This window comes from Leucobacter chromiireducens subsp. solipictus (genome assembly GCF_016758195.1).
Lineage (GTDB): Bacteria > Actinomycetota > Actinomycetes > Actinomycetales > Microbacteriaceae > Leucobacter > Leucobacter solipictus.
In genome coordinates this window covers 354,149-372,849 of sequence record NZ_QYAC01000002.1, presented here as the reverse complement: position 1 = coordinate 372,849, position 18,701 = coordinate 354,149, and the positions used below count along the sequence as shown (strand labels likewise).

Annotated in this window: 18 protein-coding genes; 9 read left to right on the top strand and 9 right to left on the bottom strand. The window is 70.7% G+C overall.

Going from position 1 to position 18,701, the window contains the following annotated elements; genetic code table 11:
• Window positions 1–64: 64 nt before the first annotated feature.
• Together D3230_RS05125 and D3230_RS05120 are read right to left on the bottom strand one after the other, a co-directional pair.
• A complete protein-coding gene (locus D3230_RS05125) occupies window positions 65–736 on the bottom strand; it encodes a LuxR C-terminal-related transcriptional regulator (protein WP_202343934.1) in 672 nt (223 codons plus the stop codon).
• Complete coding sequence (locus D3230_RS05120) at window positions 729–2,162, bottom strand: ATP-binding protein (protein WP_202343933.1); 1,434 nt, start codon at window positions 2,160–2,162, stop codon at window positions 729–731. Before D3230_RS05120 ends, D3230_RS05125 begins: the two co-directional genes overlap by 8 nt.
• Before the next feature lie 114 nt (window positions 2,163–2,276).
• Between D3230_RS05120 and D3230_RS05115 the strand changes: the two genes are divergently transcribed.
• Both D3230_RS05115 and D3230_RS05110 read left to right on the top strand, forming a co-directional pair.
• Window positions 2,277–4,082: a PspC domain-containing protein gene (locus D3230_RS05115; protein ID WP_202343932.1), complete on the top strand. Its 1,806-nt coding sequence runs from the start codon at window positions 2,277–2,279 to the stop codon at window positions 4,080–4,082.
• Window positions 4,079–4,681 (top strand): hypothetical protein, encoded by a 603-nt coding sequence (locus D3230_RS05110; protein WP_202343931.1) that lies wholly within the window; start codon window positions 4,079–4,081, stop codon window positions 4,679–4,681. Before D3230_RS05115 ends, D3230_RS05110 begins: the two co-directional genes overlap by 4 nt.
• Window positions 4,682–4,754: 73 nt before the next feature.
• Here D3230_RS05110 and D3230_RS05105 read toward each other — a convergent pair whose 3' ends face one another.
• The gene (locus tag D3230_RS05105) at window positions 4,755–5,336 is read right to left on the bottom strand and encodes a hypothetical protein (protein WP_202343930.1); all 582 of its coding nucleotides are present in this window, start codon (window positions 5,334–5,336) and stop codon (window positions 4,755–4,757) included.
• Between the two features lie 174 nt (window positions 5,337–5,510).
• Window positions 5,511–7,022, bottom strand: coding sequence for a histidine kinase N-terminal domain-containing protein (locus tag D3230_RS05100; protein WP_202343929.1), 1,512 nt, complete (start codon window positions 7,020–7,022; stop codon window positions 5,511–5,513).
• 197 nt (window positions 7,023–7,219) lie between these two features.
• On the opposite strand from D3230_RS05100, the gene D3230_RS05095 reads away from it, so the two are divergent.
• Entirely contained in the window at window positions 7,220–7,729 is a 510-nt protein-coding gene (locus tag D3230_RS05095; protein WP_202343928.1) for an Rv3235 family protein, read from the top strand.
• Here the strand turns inward: D3230_RS05095 and rlmB are convergent.
• The 3 genes from rlmB to phoU form a co-directional block, all read right to left on the bottom strand.
• Window positions 7,726–8,748, bottom strand: a complete 1,023-nt coding sequence (rlmB, locus tag D3230_RS05090) for a 23S rRNA (guanosine(2251)-2'-O)-methyltransferase RlmB (RefSeq protein ID WP_202343927.1) — start codon at window positions 8,746–8,748, stop codon at window positions 7,726–7,728. The genes D3230_RS05095 and rlmB overlap by 4 nt on opposite strands.
• Window positions 8,745–10,184, bottom strand: a complete 1,440-nt coding sequence (gene cysS, locus D3230_RS05085) for a cysteine--tRNA ligase (protein WP_202343926.1) — start codon at window positions 10,182–10,184, stop codon at window positions 8,745–8,747. Before cysS ends, rlmB begins: the two co-directional genes overlap by 4 nt.
• A 73-nt stretch (window positions 10,185–10,257) precedes the next feature.
• A complete protein-coding gene (gene phoU, locus D3230_RS05080; protein WP_202343925.1) occupies window positions 10,258–10,899 on the bottom strand; it encodes a phosphate signaling complex protein PhoU in 642 nt (213 codons plus the stop codon).
• A 136-nt stretch (window positions 10,900–11,035) separates the two neighbouring features.
• On the opposite strand from phoU, the gene D3230_RS05075 reads away from it, so the two are divergent.
• Genes D3230_RS05075 through D3230_RS05065 form a run of 3 tightly spaced genes read left to right on the top strand, consistent with a single transcriptional unit; the run spans window position 11,036 to window position 14,804 of the window.
• The gene (locus tag D3230_RS05075; protein ID WP_202343924.1) at window positions 11,036–12,286 is read left to right on the top strand and encodes a sensor histidine kinase; all 1,251 of its coding nucleotides are present in this window, start codon (window positions 11,036–11,038) and stop codon (window positions 12,284–12,286) included.
• Window positions 12,286–12,978 (top strand): response regulator, encoded by a 693-nt coding sequence (locus D3230_RS05070; RefSeq protein WP_202343923.1) that lies wholly within the window; start codon window positions 12,286–12,288, stop codon window positions 12,976–12,978. Before D3230_RS05075 ends, D3230_RS05070 begins: the two co-directional genes overlap by 1 nt.
• 53 nt (window positions 12,979–13,031) lie before the next feature.
• Window positions 13,032–14,804, top strand: coding sequence for a bifunctional 3'-5' exonuclease/DNA polymerase (locus D3230_RS05065; RefSeq protein WP_337249096.1), 1,773 nt, complete (start codon window positions 13,032–13,034; stop codon window positions 14,802–14,804).
• 82 nt (window positions 14,805–14,886) lie between these two features.
• Here the strand turns inward: D3230_RS05065 and D3230_RS05060 are convergent, their stop codons facing one another.
• Window positions 14,887–15,465 (bottom strand): DNA modification methylase, encoded by a 579-nt coding sequence (locus D3230_RS05060; RefSeq protein ID WP_202343922.1) that lies wholly within the window; start codon window positions 15,463–15,465, stop codon window positions 14,887–14,889.
• A 169-nt stretch (window positions 15,466–15,634) separates the two neighbouring features.
• Here D3230_RS05060 and D3230_RS05055 point away from each other — a divergent pair, with 169 nt between their 5' ends.
• The 3 genes from D3230_RS05055 to ispF all read left to right on the top strand — a co-directional run bounded on the left by D3230_RS05055 (window position 15,635) and on the right by ispF (window position 17,496).
• Window positions 15,635–16,120 (top strand): CarD family transcriptional regulator, encoded by a 486-nt coding sequence (locus D3230_RS05055; protein WP_087013543.1) that lies wholly within the window; start codon window positions 15,635–15,637, stop codon window positions 16,118–16,120.
• Between the two features lie 123 nt (window positions 16,121–16,243).
• Window positions 16,244–17,005, top strand: a complete 762-nt coding sequence (gene ispD / locus D3230_RS05050) for a 2-C-methyl-D-erythritol 4-phosphate cytidylyltransferase (RefSeq protein WP_202343921.1) — start codon at window positions 16,244–16,246, stop codon at window positions 17,003–17,005.
• Window positions 17,002–17,496, top strand: coding sequence for a 2-C-methyl-D-erythritol 2,4-cyclodiphosphate synthase (gene ispF, locus D3230_RS05045; protein WP_202343920.1), 495 nt, complete (start codon window positions 17,002–17,004; stop codon window positions 17,494–17,496). The genes ispD and ispF overlap by 4 nt, the downstream gene beginning before the upstream one ends.
• Window positions 17,497–17,568: 72 nt before the next feature.
• On the opposite strand, the gene purM is transcribed toward ispF, so the two are convergent.
• Window positions 17,569–18,678 carry a phosphoribosylformylglycinamidine cyclo-ligase gene (gene purM / locus D3230_RS05040; protein ID WP_202343919.1) on the bottom strand — a complete coding sequence of 370 codons (1,110 nt, stop codon included), beginning with the start codon at window positions 18,676–18,678 and terminating at the stop codon, window positions 17,569–17,571.
• Between the last annotated feature and the right edge of the window lie 23 nt (window positions 18,679–18,701).

Here is an 18,701-nt window from a genome sequence, read left to right as displayed (position 1 = left end):
GCCGGTCGTGTGCCCGGACATCCCCGGGGGCAGGCCTGAGAGGCACAGCCCGGGAGTGCGGGAGCTACAAGAGGCGGCGGGACAGCGCCCAGGCGGTGAGTTCGTGCCGGTTCGAGAGTTGGAGCTTGCGGAGCACCTTCGACACGTGGGTTTCCACGGTCTTCACGGACAGGAACAGCTCAGCGGCGACCTCTTTGTAGGCGTAGCCGCGGGCGATCATGCGCATCACTTCCTGTTCACGCGCCGAGAGCCTGTCGAGCTCGTCGTCGGCCGCGGCGATCTCCCCGCCGCCCGCCCCGAAGGCGTCGAGCACGAACCCCGCAAGCCGGGGCGAGAACACCGCGTCGCCGCCGTGCACCCGCACGACCGCGGCGGTGACCTCGGCCCCAGAAGCGGTCTTCGTGAGGTAACCACGCGCCCCCGCCCGGATCACGCTCACCACGTCGTCCGCGGCGTCGGACACGCTCAGCGCCAGGACTCGCGTGGCGGCCGGCGCGAGCAACCGCAGCACCTCGGCGCCGCCACCGCCGGTTCCGCCCGGGAGGTGCACGTCGAGCAGCACCACGTCGGGCGCGGTCGCGGCAATCACGCTCACGGCTTCGTCCACGGTGGCGGCCTCGCCCACAACGTCGAGTTCCGGACCGAGTTCGGCGCGGAGTCCGGTGCGGAAGATCTGGTGATCGTCGACGATGACCACACGAATCGGGGGGTTCGCGGATGTCGGTTCGCTACTCATCGCTGCTGGGCTCCTCGGTGGGGACGGGCGGGGGTGCGGGATCTTCGCGCGGGATTCCGAGCCGCACCGAGGTGCCGCCACCCGGTCCCGGCACGATGCGCGCGGTGCCACCGGCGCGCTCCATGCGGCCGAGAATCGACTCCCGGACCCCCATGCGCCCCGGCGGAAGCTGGGCGAGGTCGAGACCCGGACCGCGGTCCGTGACGTCGATACTGATCCGCGCATCCGTGGCTTCAACGTACACGGTGACGTCGCCGCCCGCGTGCCGCGCGGCGTTGAGCATCGCCTCGCGCGCTGCGGCCAGGAGCGGCTCGGGCACCTCGCCGAGCGCGCCGACCTCGACGATCTCGAAGCGCACCGCGTGCTCATCCTCAAGGGCGGCGGCGTGCGCGCGCAGCTCCTCGCCGACCGCCTCGCGCGCAGGGTGCGGGATCCCGTCCGCGGCACGGAACAACCATTCGCGGAGTTCGCGCTCCTGCCCGCGCGCGATCCGCGACACCTCGCTCCCGGGTTCGGAGCGCTGCTGAATGAGCGCGAGCGTCTGGAGCACCGAGTCGTGCAGGTGGGCGGCGATGTCCGAGCGCTCCGCCTCGCGAGCGCGGGCGGCGCGCTCGGCGATCAGTTCGCGGTTGAGTCGGAGCAGCCACGGCGCGATCGCCAGCGCCACCCCAGCGAGCACCGCGAACGCCGCCGTGATCACGGTCCAGGCGCTCGGCTCGCGGGACGTGACGAAAAAGAGCAGCACGCCTGCGGCGACCAGCGCGAGCGCCCCGAGCACCCGGGGCACCTGGTTGCGGTCGGGACGGTCACGGTCGGCGATCTGCCACCAGGTGAGTCCCACCCCGACCAGCACGGCCATGGCGGGGAGGACCACCGCGAGATTGAGTTCCACGCCCAGCCGCACCAGCACCAGGCCGAGTCCTGCGACGAGCAGACACGCACCCAGCAAGAGTTCCGCGATCGGCCACCGGGTCCGTCGGGGCGCGGCCGCTGCGGCCGCGTCCGATGTCCCCTCCGGAGCGGGTGCCGGGGCGGGCGTGGGCGCGAGCGCGGCCGGCTGCGGCACGGCGGGATGGGACGCGGCCGCCTGCCGTGAGGCGGTCGACGCGCGCCCTGACGCCGCCCTCGCGCCCTGGTCCGGGCTGTCCACCCGGGCGGCCGTCGTTCCGGGTTCGCGCTCGTGCTGCCCCGCAGCCGGGCGGGTCAGCGCGCGGCGCATCGGCACGATCGGGTCGGTCTCCCCCGCGCGCGGGATCGTCGCCCACAACCACAGATACAGCAGGCCGCCCGCACCACCGAGCAGGGCGAGCGCCAGCATGATCCCCCGCACCACGGTGGCGGGGAGGCCGAGGTGTGCCGCGAGCCCGCCGCACACGCCGGCAAGCAACCGGTCGTCGGTGGTGCGCAGGAGCGGGGGGCGGGTCATGGTTCCATCCAAGCACCTGCCCCGGCGACTCGGGGGTCGAATCGGTGAAAGTCAGGGTCGGGTCAGGGGGAACCCGCATAGCCGCCACCCGCGGGGTCCGGCAGACTCGAAGACATGAACCACACTCCTGACGCCGATCCCGCGGGGCAGTCGTCCCCGGAACCTCCCCCGCCCGGGACCACGCCCCCGCCCACCGGGAGCGCGTTTTTCACCTGGCTGCGCAACCTCGGCGTGGTCCGGGGCCGCGATCGCTGGTTCGCGGGTGTCGCGGGCGGCATCGCCGCGCGTACGGGCCTCGATCCGATGCTGGTGCGCGGCATCTTTGTGGTGCTCGCGCTCCTCGGTGGCCCCGGCATCCTGCTCTACCTGCTCGGCTGGCTCCTGCTCCCCGATTTCACGGGCCGCATCCATGTGGAGGAGATCTTCCGGGGGCGAGCGAGCGCCGGGGTCCTGACCACCGCGATCATCCTCGCGGTCGTGGTCTTTATCCCGGCGGTGCTTTCGATCGTCATTCCGGGCGTTCACACGCCGTTCGCGGCCTGGGGATGGGGCGCATGGGGCGTCCTCGGACTCCCCGACTGGTTGAGCGCGACGCTGAGCTGGATCGCGTGGATCGCGATCCTGGTGTTCGGCGGGCTGTGGCTGCGCAAGGTGATGCTCGAGCGCGGACGCGCCCAGCAGAGCGGCTCGACCACCGCGCCAGGACCGGCGCAGGGCGAGGCCCAGCCCGGATCGGCTCCGCACGGGGCGACATCTGAGGCGCAGGGGTCGGCTCCCGGACCACACGGGTCGACGCCGGACCCGGCGGCGCCGACGCCGCCGGGTGCCGCGGGGTTCACCGCACAGACGACGGCGTTCGCGGACCGCAGCGAGGAGTTTGCGCACCGGTTCGGCGAGCAGGCCGGCGCCTGGGGGCAGCGCGCCGGTGAGACGGCCGCCCGCTGGGGCGACGAGGTGGGCAAGCAGGCGGACGCGTGGAGCGCCCGGTACGCGGAGCACCACGACGCCACCAAGTTGGGCGCAGGGCACACCATCCTCACCCTGGCGCTCGCTCTGCTCGCGGCGGGCGGCGCGGCGGCGTGGGCATTCAGCACGGAACCGCTCCTTCCCTTCGCGAGCGGGGTCCACCCGGCCGCGATCGCCGCGATCGCCGCTGGACTCGCGGTGCTGGCCATCTCCCTGATCGTTGCCGGTATTCGAGGCCGCCATACCGGTTGGGTCGGCTTCCTGTCGTTCCTCGGCGTGCTCGCCCTGCTCGTGACGGTGGTACTCCCCTGGGGCACCCGGTTCCAGCCCTTCGGGACCATGCACGTGACCGGCGGGAGCCTCCCCGGCGCGGTGCTGCTCGCGGGATCCTCCGAGGTCGACCTCACGACCCTGCGCCCCGGCGACAGCGACCTGGTGGTGTGGCAGCTCGCCGGGCGCAGCGAGATCGAACTTCCCACCGACACTCCCGCTCTGGTCACGGTCCGGATGCTCGCGGGCCAGCTCGCTGACGCGGACGGTGACGGGGAGCACATGGCCGGGCCGTTCCTCAACCGGACCGTCGCCGTGAACGTGCCGGATCGCGGCACGCAGCGCGGGATCCCGCGGGTCACCGTGTACATGCTCGCCGGAAGCGCGACGCTGATCGGGGCCGTCCCGGGAACCGATGAGGACCGGGAACAGCTGAAGCTCGATGCCCAGCGCGAGGCGCAGCGCGAGGCCGAGCGTCAGGCTCAGGAAGACGCGCGGCGCGCCGCCGAAGCGGACGCGCGGGATGCGAGCTCCGAGCGTGCCACCGAGCTCGAGGCCGAGATCGCCCGAGTCGACTGGCTGCTCGAAAACCCCGACATCACCGAGGGGAAACGTGAGGGGCTTGAGCGTAAGCGTGAGGCGCTCACGCTGAAACTCGACCGCGAACTGGAGGGGGCACGATGACCACCACACCGAACGCTGGCGGGACCGGGCCACAGCCGGCGCCGGGGCGAGAAAGCACGGCCGGCGCAGAGCCCACTGGCGCAGAGTTCCCCGGCGCAGAGCCGACCGGCACAGCGCCCACCGCGGCGGAGCCGACCGTCGTGCTCCCGACGCAGAGCGGCACCGAGCCCACCGCGGTACTGCCCGCGCAGCCCGTGACTCCCGGGCAGTCCGCAGGACCTGCGCAGTCCGTGACTCCCGGGCAGCCCGCAGTGCCCGCGCAGCCCGGAACTCCCGCACGGACCGCGCCGCCTGCGCCGGGCACCGCGCCCGGCAGTGGCGGCCCGGCACCGTTTCCCCCCGATCCGGCACCGGCAGCCCCCGCAGGCACGTCGCCGGCACCCGCGGCGGTTGCCCCGAGCCGCGCCCGACCGTTGCCGCGCACCAGCCCGATCGTGTGGGGCGCGCTGATCCTGGTGTTCTGCGGCTACGTGGCGCAGCGTTCGTTTGGCCCGGGGCCGCTCGACGGCGACGCCTGGATCATCGCGACGATGCTGGGTCTGGGTGCGATCCTGCTCGCGGTGAGCGCCGCGGTGATCGTTCGGAATCGCCGCCGCTGAGCCGCGCCCGCCCGCCACGCGCGCCGTGCCCCGTCGCTGAGTCAGCTGCGGGGCACGGCGCGTCTGGCACGCCTCAGGGCAGCGGTTCCAGCTGTGCCCGGGACTCCATGTCCGAACCGTCCGGCATGTCCCACCCCGAGGCGTAGAGCATGCCGGCGGGGCCATACACGAGCTGCACCTGCGCCGTGCTGGCGCAGGCCTGATCCGGATCCTGCGTCACGGTCTCCGTGATGCGTGCTCGGATCCCGCGGGGCCCCGGCTGAGGCTCCGAGACGTCCTCCGCTGCGGGGGCCGACCAGGTTCCGCTGCACCCCAGCTCGACGTAGGTGAAGGTCCCCGTGACCTCGCACCCCCGATCCTCGACGGTGGCCTCGAGCCGGTAGCTCTTGCCGCCGTGTTCCCGAATCGTCCCGCCCCACCGCCCGTTTGGACTCGCGTCGGTGAACCGCATCTCTCGCGGCGTCGAGCCGTCGGCGCATACGTTGGCGGCGCGCTTCGGGGCTGCCGGGGCCGTTGCTTCGGGTTCGGGGGCGCTCGAGGGCTGGGGCGCGGGACCCGGAACCTCGGCGGGAGCGGAGGTGGCCGGGACCGAGAGCGACAGGGTGAACGGCGCACACGCGGTGGCCGTGGCGGTGAGCGCGGCGGCGAGGGTCACCGCCGCACGGGCTCGCCTGCGTGTCGTTCGGGGCCGGCCTCGCTCGCCGGACGCGCGCTTCAGATGCACCATCGGACCTCACAGCTTCTCGTTAACTGTGTGAATCCTATCAAATACCCATCCGGGCCGTTCGCGAGTGGGGCCCGCGGCCCGCGGCCCGCGGCCCGCGCGGGACTACACCCGTACGCGCGGCATCTCGCGGGTCTGCGTGGAAATCCAGTGCAGCGGGAACTGAATCGCCACCCGCGTGCCGCCGCCGGCATCCGGGGCCCACTCGATCGTGCCGCCCAGCTCGCCCTCGATCAGGGTCCGCACGATCTGCGTGCCCAGGCCGTCACCCACCGTGCCTCCCGGGAGCCCCGTCCCGGTATCGACCACCTCGACCGCCAGGCGCTGATCGTTGCGGTCGGCCCGGATGAACACCTCACCCTCACGACCGGCAAGGCCGTGCTCCACCGCATTCGTCACGATCTCGGTGAGCGCGAGCGCGAGCGGCGTCGCGTACTCCGAGGGCAGTTCGCCGAACGAGCCCTCCTTGTGCGGGTGCACGGTGGTGCCGTGCAGGCTGGCCACCTCAGCGGCGAGCCCGAGCACACGGTCGAACACGTCGTCGAAGTTCACGATCTGAGAGAGCCCCGTCGCGAGCGTGTCGTGCACGACCGCGATGGCGGCGACGCGACGCATCGCTTGCCCTAGCACTTCCTTGGCTTCCTCGCTGCGGGCGCGGCGGGCCTGCACACGCAGCAGCGACGCCACCGTCTGCAGGTTGTTCTTCACCCGATGGTGGATCTCGCGGATCGTTGCGTCGCGGGTAATGAGCTCCTGCGCCTGCTGCCGCAATTCGGTGACGTCGCGGGTGAGGACGATCCCACCCACGCGAGCGCCGTCGCGGAACACGGGAATCGATCGCAGGGTGACGGTGCGGCCCCGCGCATCGATCTCCACGCGCTTCGCGATTTTCCCCTGCGCGATGAGCGGCAGCGACTCGTTGGTGTCGAACTGCCCCTTCACGATCTCGGCGATCACCTCCGCGAAATTCTCGCCCTCGATCTCGTCGCGGAAGCCCAGCGTCGTGAACGTCGTCTGGGTGTTCGGGCTCGCGAAGGTTGCCTCACCCTCAAGGTTGACGCGCACGAGTCCATCGGAGGCGCGCGGCGAACCCTGCTCGCCGCCGCGCGAGTCGCTCGGCGTGGGGAACAAGCCGTCCTGGATCATCCCGAACAGGTCCTCGGCCACCTCGCGGAACGCGGCACCGATCCGCGAAGCAGGCTGCGTGTCCGCCACGCTCGTGTGCACGGTCAGCACGGCAAAGGGGCCCTGCAGCGCGCCCTGCGCGTCGGTCCGATTCACGGAGTAGGCGGTGAGGCGCATCGGGTGTTCCTCGTACCACGCGGGCGAGGTCGACACGGCCCGCTTGCCGGTGGTCATCGCCTGATCCACGAGTCCGCGCCAATCGGAGCGCAGGAAGTCCCCGATCACGTCTCGGTAGAACAGGGTGACCGATCCCGCGGGGCGGCTGTGCGCCACCGCAAGGTACTCGTCGTTCTCGGTGGGCACCCACAACACCACGTCGCTGAGCGCGAGGTCGGCGAGGAGCTGCCAGTCGAGGGTGAGCAGCTCAAGCCACTCGATCTCTTCTTCGCTGATCGAGGAGTACTTCGTCGCAAGATTCCGCAGTGTAGCCACGTCACCAGCGTAGAGCACACCGGGCAGGATTCTGGCACCCGGGACACGCTACCAAGCACCTGGACGAGAAAGGTCGTTGACCCCGATTGGGTGCATTTTTCTAGGGTGGGCACCACACATTTCGATCCCGGGCTCCCCAGGGCGACGGTGGGGGAACTCGCACAGCATCGTTCTCGGGAACACCGAAGGGATCCCCTGTGCCTGAGCCGACGCCCGCGCGAACCATGCCCGAACCCGCCACGGAGACGACCGGGCGTCCCGCCGCGCACCTCCATCATCGCGCGCACACGGGCGGTGCCGCACGGCTCCGGCTGGTCACCGCACCGCCCCCGGATGCTCCGGACCCGGGAACGGTGCACCGTCCGGTCCCGCTCCCGCCGCCGATGCCGGCGTTGCAGCGCCTCGCGCTGTACGCGTTCGAGGCGGTCGAGGGCACCCGCACCGTCTCACAGCTGGCGGGCACCGTCACACCGGACGTCGCCCGCGAACTCCAGGCGCGCCGCGCGCTGCGCACGGAGCGGCGGACCATGCTGCACGATCATCGCCGGATCGTCGCGATCCCGGGCCCCGTGCACAGCAGCCGGCCCCACCCCGAGGCGATCGAAGCGGCGGTCGTCCTGCATGCCCGGGGCCGCACCAGCGTGGTGGCGTTCCGAATCGAGTGGAACGCGGAGCGCTGGCGCGCCACCGAGCTGACGGTGCTCTAGTCGACGTCAGCGGCCGCCGCCGCGGCACCGCGCAGGCGCGACACCTCGTACAGTGCGACGCTCGCCGCGATGCCGGCGTTCAGCGACTCCGTGACCTCGTGGATCGGGATCGAGACGATCGCGTCACAGGTTTCCGTGACGAGCCGGGACAGGCCCTTCCCCTCGCTGCCGATCACGATCATGAGCGGCCGATCCGCAAGCTCGAGACCCGGCAGCATCACGTCGCCGTCGCCGTCGAGCCCCACGATGAAGACGCCCTGCTTCTTGAACTCCTTGATCGTCTGCGTGAGGTTCGAGGCCATCGCGACCGGGATCCGCGCCGCAGCCCCCGCGGAGGTCTTCCACGCGGCCGAGTTCAGGCCGGCGGAGCGGCGCTGCGGCACCACCACACCCTGGCCGCCGAACGCGCCCACGGAGCGAATGATGGCGCCCAGGTTGCGGGGATCCGTCACCCCGTCGAGCGCGACGATCAGCGGCGTATCGCCGCGATCGATGATCTGATCGAGCATCTCCATCGGGTGCGCGTACTCCATGGGCGGCACCTTCAGCACCACGCCCTGGTGCACGGTGTCGCGCTCCGTCATGCGGTCCAGCTCTTGCCGCATGACCTCAAGCACGGGGACGTTGCGGTTGGTCGCGAGGCGCAGGATCTCTCGCATGCGGTCGTCCATCTCGACCTTGGACGCGATGTACAGCGTCGATGCCGGGATCCGAGCGCGCAGTGCCTCGACGACGGCGTTGCGGCCGGTGACGAGCTCCGACTCGTCCTTCTTGCGCGGACCGCCCGAGGACCGCCCGCGGTCCGTGGACTGGCCCGTGCGCGCGGCGTGCCGTTCCTTCGCGGCGACAAACCGCTCGCGCGCCTTCTTCGCCTTGTATGCGGCGTGGTACTCGCGATCCTCGGCCCGCGGCGTGGGGCCGCGGCCCTCCAGCGCCTGCCGGCCCTGACCCCCGGAACCGACGGCCTTGCCGAGCCCCTTCTTCCGGATCGCTCCGGTACGGCTCTTCTTGTTACTCATGTCAGGCTCCAGCGGGTTCCGGTTGGGGTGTCTTCGAGCGCGACGCCTGCATCCTGCAGGGCGTCGCGGATCTCGTCGCTCTTCGCGAAATCTCGGTTCGCGCGCGCCTCGGATCGCTGCGCGATGAGCGCCGTGACGAGACTGTCGAGCGCGGTGGTGCGCTCCGCGCCTGCCCAGTGCGGGTCTCTCGGATTGAGACCGAGCACCTCGAGCATGCCGAGAACCTGATAAGTATACGTGGCGATGGCCGCCGGATCCTGCGCGTTGCGATCGTCCAGGAGCGAATTCCCGGCCCGCACGGCCTGGTGAATCACGGCGAGGGCCTGCGGGATCGCGAAGTCGTCGTGCATCGCCGCGACAAACTCCGCGGGCAGATCCGCCGCCTGCACGTTGCGCGGTGCCGCGGCGTCAGCGTCGATCCCCGCGTCCGCGGCCCGCGCGAGAAAGCCCTCGATCCGTGAGAACGCGGCCTCGGCCTCCGCGAGGGAGGTGTCCGAGAAATCGAGCACCGAGCGGTAGTGCGCCGAACCCAGGTAGTACCGCAGCACGACGGGCCGGGCCTGCGCGAGGAGGTCCGACGCGAACAGGGAGTTCCCGAGCGACTTCGACATCTTCTGCCCGCCGGTGTTCACGAGCCCGTTATGCACCCAGTGCCGTGCGAACGCGTGGCCGGCAGCCTGCGACTGGGCCAGCTCGTTCTCGTGGTGCGGGAAGCGCAGGTCGAGCCCGCCGCCGTGAATGTCGAACTCCTCGCCCAGGTACCGGTGCGCCATCGCCGAGCACTCGATGTGCCAGCCGGGGCGACCGCGCCCCCACGGCGACGGCCAGGACGCCGACTCGGGCTCGGTGTCGCGATACGCCTTCCACAGCGCGAAGTCGCGCGGATCTCGTTTGCCCACGGGCTCGGAATCTGCCGCGTCCTCCATCTGGTCGCGGCGCTGCCGAGTGAGCGCGCCGTACTCCGGCCAGCTCGCCGTGTCGAAGTACACGCTCGCCGAGCCGTCGGCGGCCGGGTACGCGTGACCACGCGCAATCAGCTGCTCGATCAGCGCGATCATCCGATCAACGTTCGCCGTGGCCCGCGGCTCGTAGGTGGGCGGGAGCACCCCGAGTGCCTCGTAGGCCGCCGTGAACTCCCGCTCGACCCGGTACGCGAGCGCCCACCACTCTTCGCTGCCGCCGGCCTCCTGGCCCAGCCGCGCGTTGTCGAGGACCTTGTCGTCGATGTCCGTCACGTTTCGGATCAGGGTCACGTCGTGTCCGGTGGCCGCAAACCATCGCCGCATCTGGTCGTACACGAGCGCGCTGCGCAGGTGCCCAATGTGCGGTGAGGACTGCACGGTCGGCCCACACACGTACAGCCCGACCCGGCCCGCCTCGCGGGGCTCGAAGTCGACGACCGACTGGGTGCGAGAATCGTAAATGCGCTGCTTCACAGTGCCTAGCCTACTGCCAGAGCCCACCCGCGCCAGGGGCACGGATGGGCTCTGTGACGTTCGGATTCGCCGATCAGTCCAGCGATCCGCTGAGGAAGAACTGCATCTGCTTGGCCACACCCACGGCGTGATCGCCGAAGCGCTCGTGATACCGGCTCGCGAGGGTCGCGTCGACCACCCCGGTCGGGTTGTCCGCCAGCTTGTCGCTGAGCACCTTCTCGAACACCTTCGCGTGCAACTCGTCAAGGTCGTCGTCGAGATCGCGGATCTCGTCGATCACCTTGGCGTCCTGCGTGCGGAGCAGCTCGACAAGTTTGGAAGCCATCTCCACGTCGAGGGCGGCCATCCGCACGAACGTCTTCGACAGGCCCTTCGGGATCGCGCTCTCCGGGTAGCGGTACCGCGCGAGCTGCGCGATGTGCTGCGCGAGATCGGCCATGCGCTCCAGCGAGGAGCTCATGCGGAGGGCCCCCACGACGAGTCGCAGATCCGATGCCACCGGCTGCTGCCGCGCCAAGATATCGATCGCCTGCTGGTCGAGCTCGCCGGCGAGGGTCTCGATCTCCTCGACGCTGTCGATCACCCGCTCAGCGACGGCGACATCGGAGTTGCCGAACGCGCTCGTGGCATCCTCGATCGCAATCTCTACGAGCTCGGCAATCTTGACGAGCCGATCCTGCACCTCGCGTAGCGACTGCTGAAACACTTCACGCATGTCGTTTCCTCTCTTCGTATCCCGCCTCCGGGCACCCTCACCAGTGTGAGCGGCCACGGTGAACCGTGCCGCACCGGGAGGTGAACAACAGTTGAACTCTGCTGGTTCCTGAAATCGTCACTCTACGATGAGAGTCATGGACCCGGCTTTGCTTGTACTTGCCTCGATCACACTCGGCGTGCTGATCGGCGCTGGTACCACGGTAGCAATCGTGGGCGCCCGGCGGGCGGGCGTGCGCCGCGCGGCCGAGATGCGGCCCGAGCTGCCCGAGGTGGCGACCTCGATCCTCGACGAGATCGACACGTTTGCGGTGATTCTCGACTCCGCGCTCGCCCCCGTGTACGCGAACCCCACGGCGCGCGAGGAACGGCACATTGGTGACGCCGAACTCGCCGAGCCGGAGCTGCTGGGCCGCGTCCGCCGCGTCATGTCCAGCGGGGTGCCGGACACGCACGAGCCGGATCCCAATAACCCCGCGGACACCGTCCGGATCCACATTGTTCGGTTCCAGCGCCGCTTCGTGCTCATCCTCGCCGAGGATCTCGGGGAAGAACAGCGGGTGAACGCGATGCGCCGCGACTTCATCGCGAACGTCAGCCATGAACTGAAGACGCCGATCGCGGCAATCGGGCTGCTCGCCGAGGCGACGCAGCAGGCAGCGGAGGATCCCGAACTCGTGCGCGAGTTCACCAAGAGCCTCGTGAAGGAGTCGCGGCGCCTGGGCGAGCTCTCCCGCGACATCATTCAGCTCTCCGAGGCGCAATCCGCGTTGCGTCCCGAGGACCGCGAAGCCATTTCGCTCCGCGACCTCGTGCGCGGAGAGGTCGATTCGCATCGTTCGTTCGCGGGGCAGCACGGGGTCGAACTCGTCGTCACCGACGAGTCCGCGGCCGGGCAGGAGGACACGATCCTGGGCCGCCCCACCGCGCTTGCCTCCGCCGTCGCAAACCTGTTGAGCAATGCCGTGCGCCACTCGCCCGAGGGCGGTCGTGTCGGCGTCGGCATGAGCTCGGACCGGGATCGCTTCACCGTGACCGTCACCGATCAGGGCGAGGGCATCGCCGCCGAGCATCTCCCCCGCATCTTCGAGCGCTTCTACCGCGTCGACGGGGCGCGCACCCGCGGTGACGGCGGCACCGGCCTCGGCCTGAGCATCGCCCGTCACACGATGCGGGCGCACGGCGGCGACGTCGACGTGTGGTCGCAGCCGGGCGTGGGTTCCAGCTTCACCCTCACCTTCCCGCTCCACGAGACCCAGAAGTCCGCGAAGGGCGCGAAGCGCATGAAAAAGGCGAAGCGCGCCGTGCGCACCGCCGCCGAGCGCACCCAAGCTTCCCGATCCACCCCGGCCGCGAAGCCGGCCCGTTCCCCGAAGGGATCTCACTAGTGGCACAGCACATCTTGCTCGTCGAAGACGAGGAATCCATTTCTCGCCCGCTCGCGTTCCTGCTGGAGCGCGAGGGCTACCGGGTGACGGTGGCGAACGATGGCACGGAGGCGCTCAGCACCTTCTCCGAGGCGCAGCCCGATCTGGTACTGCTCGATCTCATGCTGCCCAGCCTGCCCGGCACCGAGGTGTGCCGGGCGATCCGGCTCACCTCGCAGGTCCCCATCATCATGCTGACCGCGAAGGACAGCGAAATCGACATCGTCGTGGGCCTCGAACTGGGCGCGGACGACTACATCACGAAGCCGTACTCGACTCGCGAACTCCTCGCCCGAGTGCGTGCCGCGCTGCGCCGTTCGGGCCCGGTCGAAGAGGAGCGTGAAAACCTCGACGCATTTGTGCTCGACGAGCTCGGGATCCGGCTCGATTCCGAGCGCCACGCGGTCACCGTGCGCGGCGAGGAAATCGCGATGCCGCTGCGCGAATTCGAGCTCCTCGAAATGCTCATGCGTCACTCCGGGCGGGTCCTCACGCGCGGCCAGCTCATTGACCGGGTGTGGGGCAGCAACTACTACGGGGACACCAAAACGCTCGACGTCCACGTCAAGCGCATCCGCGCACGGATCGAGGAAGAAGCGTCGCAGCCCAAGCTCATCTCGACCGTCCGGGGCGTCGGCTACCGCTTCGGCTGAGGCGGCGTCCCTCGGGCGCACGCGGTGTCGGTGGCGGGCACTACGCTGAGCCCGTGCCCACTTCCGACGCCCCCGAACGCCCGCGCGCCGCACCGCGGTGGTGGATCCTCGGCACCGCCGAGGTGGGCGCCGCGGGAGCAGCGACCTGCCTCGCGATCCCGGTTTCGGACAGCGGCGCCGCGGGCACCGCGATCCCCCTGGCCCGATCCGAACTCCCGAGCTTCGTTGCCGAGCAGGAGCGCCGCGGCACGGTCCGGTGGGTCTGGAGCGACACCCCGCACTGGGTGCGGCCGTTGCTCGACGCCGGCGTCCGCGTGGCACGCTGCCACGATCTGCGACTCTGCCACGCGATCCTCACCGGTTCAGCGCACGTGGCGGATCCGGCACCGCTCCGGGCCGCGACGGCGTGGGCCGTGGGCCCCGCACTCCCGGTCGCCGAAGCGGCCCCGGAGGCCACGCTGTTCGAACTGGGCGCCGCCCCGGAGCAGGCTCACAGCGTGCCGCACACCGCCGCCGCCGCGCTCGCCGAGTTCACGCGCCAGCGGGCCGCGAGCCAGGAACACCACGGCCTGCGGATCCTCCTCGCCGCAGAATCCGCGGGGGCCCTGATCGCGGCGGAAATGTCGGCCGCGGGCCTCCCCTGGGATGCCGCAGAGCACAACCGGATCCTCGAATCCGAGCTCGGGCCACGGCCCGCCCCAGGCGCGAAGCCCGCGCGCATGATCGCCCTCGGCGAGCAGGTGCGCGCCGCCCTCGGGGACCCGCACGCCAGCCTCGACTCACCGCCCAAACTGGTGCGCTCGCTCCGCAGCGCCGGCATCGACGTCGCCTCAACGTCGAAGTGGGAGCTCATGGAGCACGAGCACCCGGCAATCGCGCCGCTCCTCAGCTACAAGAAGCTCGCCCGGCTCCTGTCGGCGAACGGCTGGGCCTGGCTCGACGAGTGGGTCCGCGACGGCCGCTACCGACCCGTCTACGTGCCGGGCGGCGTGGTCACCGGGAGGTGGGCTTCGAGCGGGGGCGGCGCGCTGCAACTCCCCCGGCAACTCCGGCCAGCGCTGCGCGCCGACCCCGGCTGGCGGCTCGTCAGCGCCGACGTGGCCCAACTCGAACCGCGCGTCCTCGCGGCCACGGCCGGCGACCGCGCGCTGGCCGCCGCCGCCCGCGGCTCGGACCTCTACACCGGGATCGTGGCCTCGGGCGCCGTCGCGACGCGAGACGAAGCGAAGTTTGCGATGCTCGGCGCGATGTACGGTGCCACCACGGGCGAGGCCGGCCGGCTCGCGCCACGCCTGCGGCGCAGCTACCCGGCCGCGATGGGGCTGCTCGACCGCGCAGCGGCCACCGGGGAACGCGGCGGGCAGGTGTCCACGCGGCTCGGCCGCACCTCCCCGCTCCCCTCCGCCGAGTGGCGTGCCGAGCAGGGCCGCGCGAGCCTCCCGGGAGCCACCCCCGCAGAGGAGGCGCGCGCCCGGCGCGCGGCGCGCGAGCAGGGACGGTTCACCCGCAACTTCGTCGTGCAGGGCACCGCCGCCGAGTGGGCGCTCGCCTGGCTCGGGGGTCTCCGGGGCCGCCTGGCCGCGCTCGAGCCGATCGCGCCCGGCGAGCCCGCCGCGGGAAGCTCGGGGCGCACCTTCGCCCACGCGGCGCACCTCGTGTTCTTCCTGCACGACGAGGTCATCGTGCACGCCCCGGAATCGCGGGCCGAACAGGTCGCAGCCGCGATCACCGCGGCCGCCGCTGACGCCGGCGCACTGCTCTTTCCCGGAGCACCCATTGATTTCCCGCTCGACCTGCGCATCTCGGAACGATCCGACGCGAAGTAGACGCGGCAGCCCACCAGACGACGCAGGCCCCCAGCACCTCTCGGTGCTGGGGGCCTGCGTCACGCCGCGGGTGCGGGAAGCGTTAGTTCTCGGGGTCGTTGACCGTGGACTGCGCGGCCTCGGCGTCCTCCGCCTCGGTCTTCTTCGCGTCCTTCGAGACGTCCGCCTCCTGCGAGAAGTTCGCGGGGAGCACGTAGTCGCGGTACTCCTCGAGCGTGCCGTCGAGCACGGGAATGCGGTGGTGCACCTCGTCGCTGCCGGCCTGCTGGAAGTACGCGTCGACGGTCGCGCCCGGCTTCAGGCCCGGGATCGAGACGAGCACGGGGGCTTCCTCGCCGGCGGGGTTCCCGAACAGGGTGTTCCCGGTCGGCACGGTGAACTCGGCACGCGCCTGCTGGCTGCCCTCGCCCATGAAGTTGATCGCGATGTCCTGCGGCTCCTCAGAGAGGTTCACCGCGCCGAAGACGACGTTGAAGTTCTCGCCGCTCTTGTCCGCGATCAGCAGGATGTTGCGCACATCCACGCTCCCGAGGTTCACTTCCACGCCATCGCTCGGCGCGTAGTGCTCGAGCGTGCCCTGCGGCGCAATCAGGCTGCACCCGGTAGCCCCGAGGGCAAGAGCTGCCGCGATCGCAATAGACGAGGCAATCCGAATCTTCAAGGTGGTCCTCCGAGCCGTGGATGTATCGGTGTGTGCCGCGCCACGAACCGACGCGCACAGTCAGTCTCAATCATAGCCGCCCCCACACTGCGGATGCAGCTTAGGTAAACCTAACACTGGGGAAACGCGGTGTGGTATTCTAATGGTTGGACTGTAAAGGAGCCACTCGATGCAATTTGAGGTCGGAGAGACCGTCGTCTACCCCCACCATGGCGCCGCCAAGATCATCGAGGTGAAGAAGCGCAAGCTGGGTGGCGAAGAAAAGCTGTTCCTGAAGCTGCAGGTCAACCAGGGCGATCTCACCATTGAGGTCCCCGCGGAGAACTGCGATCTCGTCGGTGTACGCGACGTGATCGATCAGGAAGGCCTCGAGCGCGTGTTCGAGGTGCTTCGCGCCCCCTTCACCGAAGAACCGACCAACTGGTCACGTCGCTACAAGGCCAACCTTGAGAAGCTCGCCTCCGGTGACGTCATCAAGGTGTCCGAGGTTGTGCGCGATCTGTGGCGTCGCGATCAGGAAGTCCGCTCGCTGTCCGCGGGCGAGAAGCGCATGCTCGCGAAGGCGCGGCAGATCCTCGTCTCCGAGCTCGCGCTCGCCGAGAAGACGGACGAAGAGAAGGCCGGCGCGGTCCTCGACGAGGTCCTCGCGTCCTAGCCGGAACGCCCGCAGGAGTTCCCTGCCCGCGAAGCGCCCCCGCACCGAGTGCGGGGGCGCTTCGCGTGTGTGGCGCACGGCGGTCCACGGGCGCGATTCGCCGCTCCCCGCTACCCTGAGAGCATGAGCGCACACTCCTCAGACCCGCGGCATTCGCTTCCCACGCTGGGCGTGGTCCTCGTCGGCGCGGGATCCGGCACCCGGTTGGGTGCGGGAGTGCCCAAAGCCTTCGTGGAGCTCCACGGCCGCACGCTGATCGAGTTCGGCATCAGCGTCGTGACCTCGCTCCCCCACAGCGGACACCTCGCGATCGTCGTCCCGGACGCCCGCGCCGCGCAGACCCTCGCGCTCATCGACGCGATCGTCCCCTCCGACTCGGCGTGGGACGTGTCCGTGGTGGGCGGAGGGCGCGAGCGGCATGAATCGGTGCGCTTCGGCCTCGAAGCACTGCCCGACACCGTGGACACCGTGCTCGTGCACGACGCCGCACGCCCGTTCGCGAGCGCCGCACTGTTCGAGCGGGTCATCATGGAAGTCCGGCGAACGGGCGACTCCGTGGTGCCCGCACTCCCGGTCGCTGACACGCTGAAGCGCGTCGACGAGGCCGGGGTGATCCACGAAACCGTCGACCGCGCACCGCTGGTCGCCGTGCAGACGCCACAGGGGTTCCCCCGCGAACTCCTCGCCACGGCGCACGGCGCACGGCCCGACGAGCACGCGACCCACCCGCCCACGGACGACGCGGAGGTCGTGCAGCGCGCCGGGGGGCAGGTCCGCACCGTGCCCGGCGAGCTCCGGGCGCACAAGCTCACCACTCCGGAAGACCTGCCGCTGCTCGAGTACTTCCTTGCCGCGAACGTCGCGGGATTGGACGTCGAGGCGTGATCCGGGTCGGCAGTGGCTTCGACGTGCACGCCTACGATCCCGCGTCCCCGCTGCGCCTCGCCGGGCTCGACTGGCCGGGCGAGCCGGGGCTCTCCGGCCACAGCGACGGCGATGCGGTGTGCCACGCGGTCGTGGACGCCCTGCTCTCCGCCGCAGGCCTCGGGGATATTGGCGGACTCGTGGGCGTCGACGAGCCCGGCACGGAGGGGGCCGCGAGTACCGGCTTTGTGCAACTGGCGCTGGCACGCCTCGCGGAGCAGGGCTGGGAGCCCGTCAACGTGACCGTGCAGATCGTCGGGAACCGGCCGCGCTTTTCTGCCCGGCGGGAGGAGGCGCAGCGCGTGATGAGCGAGCTCGTCGGCGCACCCGTGTCCCTCGCCGCCACCACGACGGACCACCTGGGCTTCACGGGACGCGGCGAGGGGCTCGCCGCGATCGCGACCGCCCTGATCCAGCGCGCGGCATCACCCGGCACCCCCGAACGCGGGTAGGCACCGGGGCGGGAGAACGCGAACGGGGTGCGCCCGGATTCCCGGCGCACCCCGTGCTGACGCGTGTGGCGTTTAGGAGGCGAAGTTGCCGGTCAAGCGCACGGCACCGCCGTCGACGCCCTTGGCCCCCTGCTCGAACCCGGTGAAATCGCGATCGGCCATCGACACCGTTCCCGCGACCCAGGTCTGCAACCCCTCGGCAGTCAGCGCCGCGGCAACCTGCGGGGCCTGCGCGGCGGACACGACCGCGAACATGCCGATGCCCAGGTTCCAGGCACCCTCGAGCGACTCGAGCGTGTGCCCGCCCAGTTCCGCGAGGTGGCGGAAGACCGGCAGCGGCGACCAGCTGGAGCGCTCGACCTCAACCCAGGCACCCTGCGGCAGGACGCGCGCAAGGTTCGCGGCGATGCCGCCGCCCGTGACGTGGCTGAGCACGTGGATCGCGCCGTCGAGCGTCGGATCCTCGAGCACGCGCAGCAGCGGTGCCGTGTAGAGCGCGGTCGGGGTCAGCAGGGCCTCACCGTAGCTCGCCCCCAGATCGGCGCTGTGATCGGTGTAGCTGATCCCCCGCTCCGCAAGAATGTGCCGCACGAGCGAGAAGCCGTTCGAGTGCAGGCCCGAGGCCGCCATCGCGAGCACCACGTCGCCGTCCTGCACGAGGCCCGGCTGCAGCATCTTGTCGGCCTCGACCACGCCGGTCGCCGCACCCGCCACGTCGTAGTCATCGACACCGAGCAGCCCCGGGTGCTCGGCGGTCTCGCCGCCGGTCAGCGCGGTGCCCGTGGCCTCGCACGCCTCGGCGATGCCGCGGACGATGTCCGCGATGCGCTCCGGGACGACCTTGCCGCAGGCAATGTAGTCGGTCATGAAGAGCGGCTTCGCGCCCACCACCACGATGTCGTCAACGACCATCGCAACGAGATCCTGGCCGATGGTGTCGTGCTTATCCATCGCCTGAGCGATCGCCACCTTCGTGCCGACGCCGTCCGTGGAGGACGCAAGCAGCGGGCGCTTGTACCCGAGCAGCGCGGAGGCGTCGAACATGCCGGCGAAACCGCCCACACCACCGAGCACCTCGGGCCCGTGGGTACGGGATACGGCGGACTTCATCAGTTCGACGGCAAGGTCACCTGCCGCGGTATCCACTCCGGACTGGGCATAGATCGACGCGTTTTCGCTCACAGCACCCAGTCTACCGTGCCCGC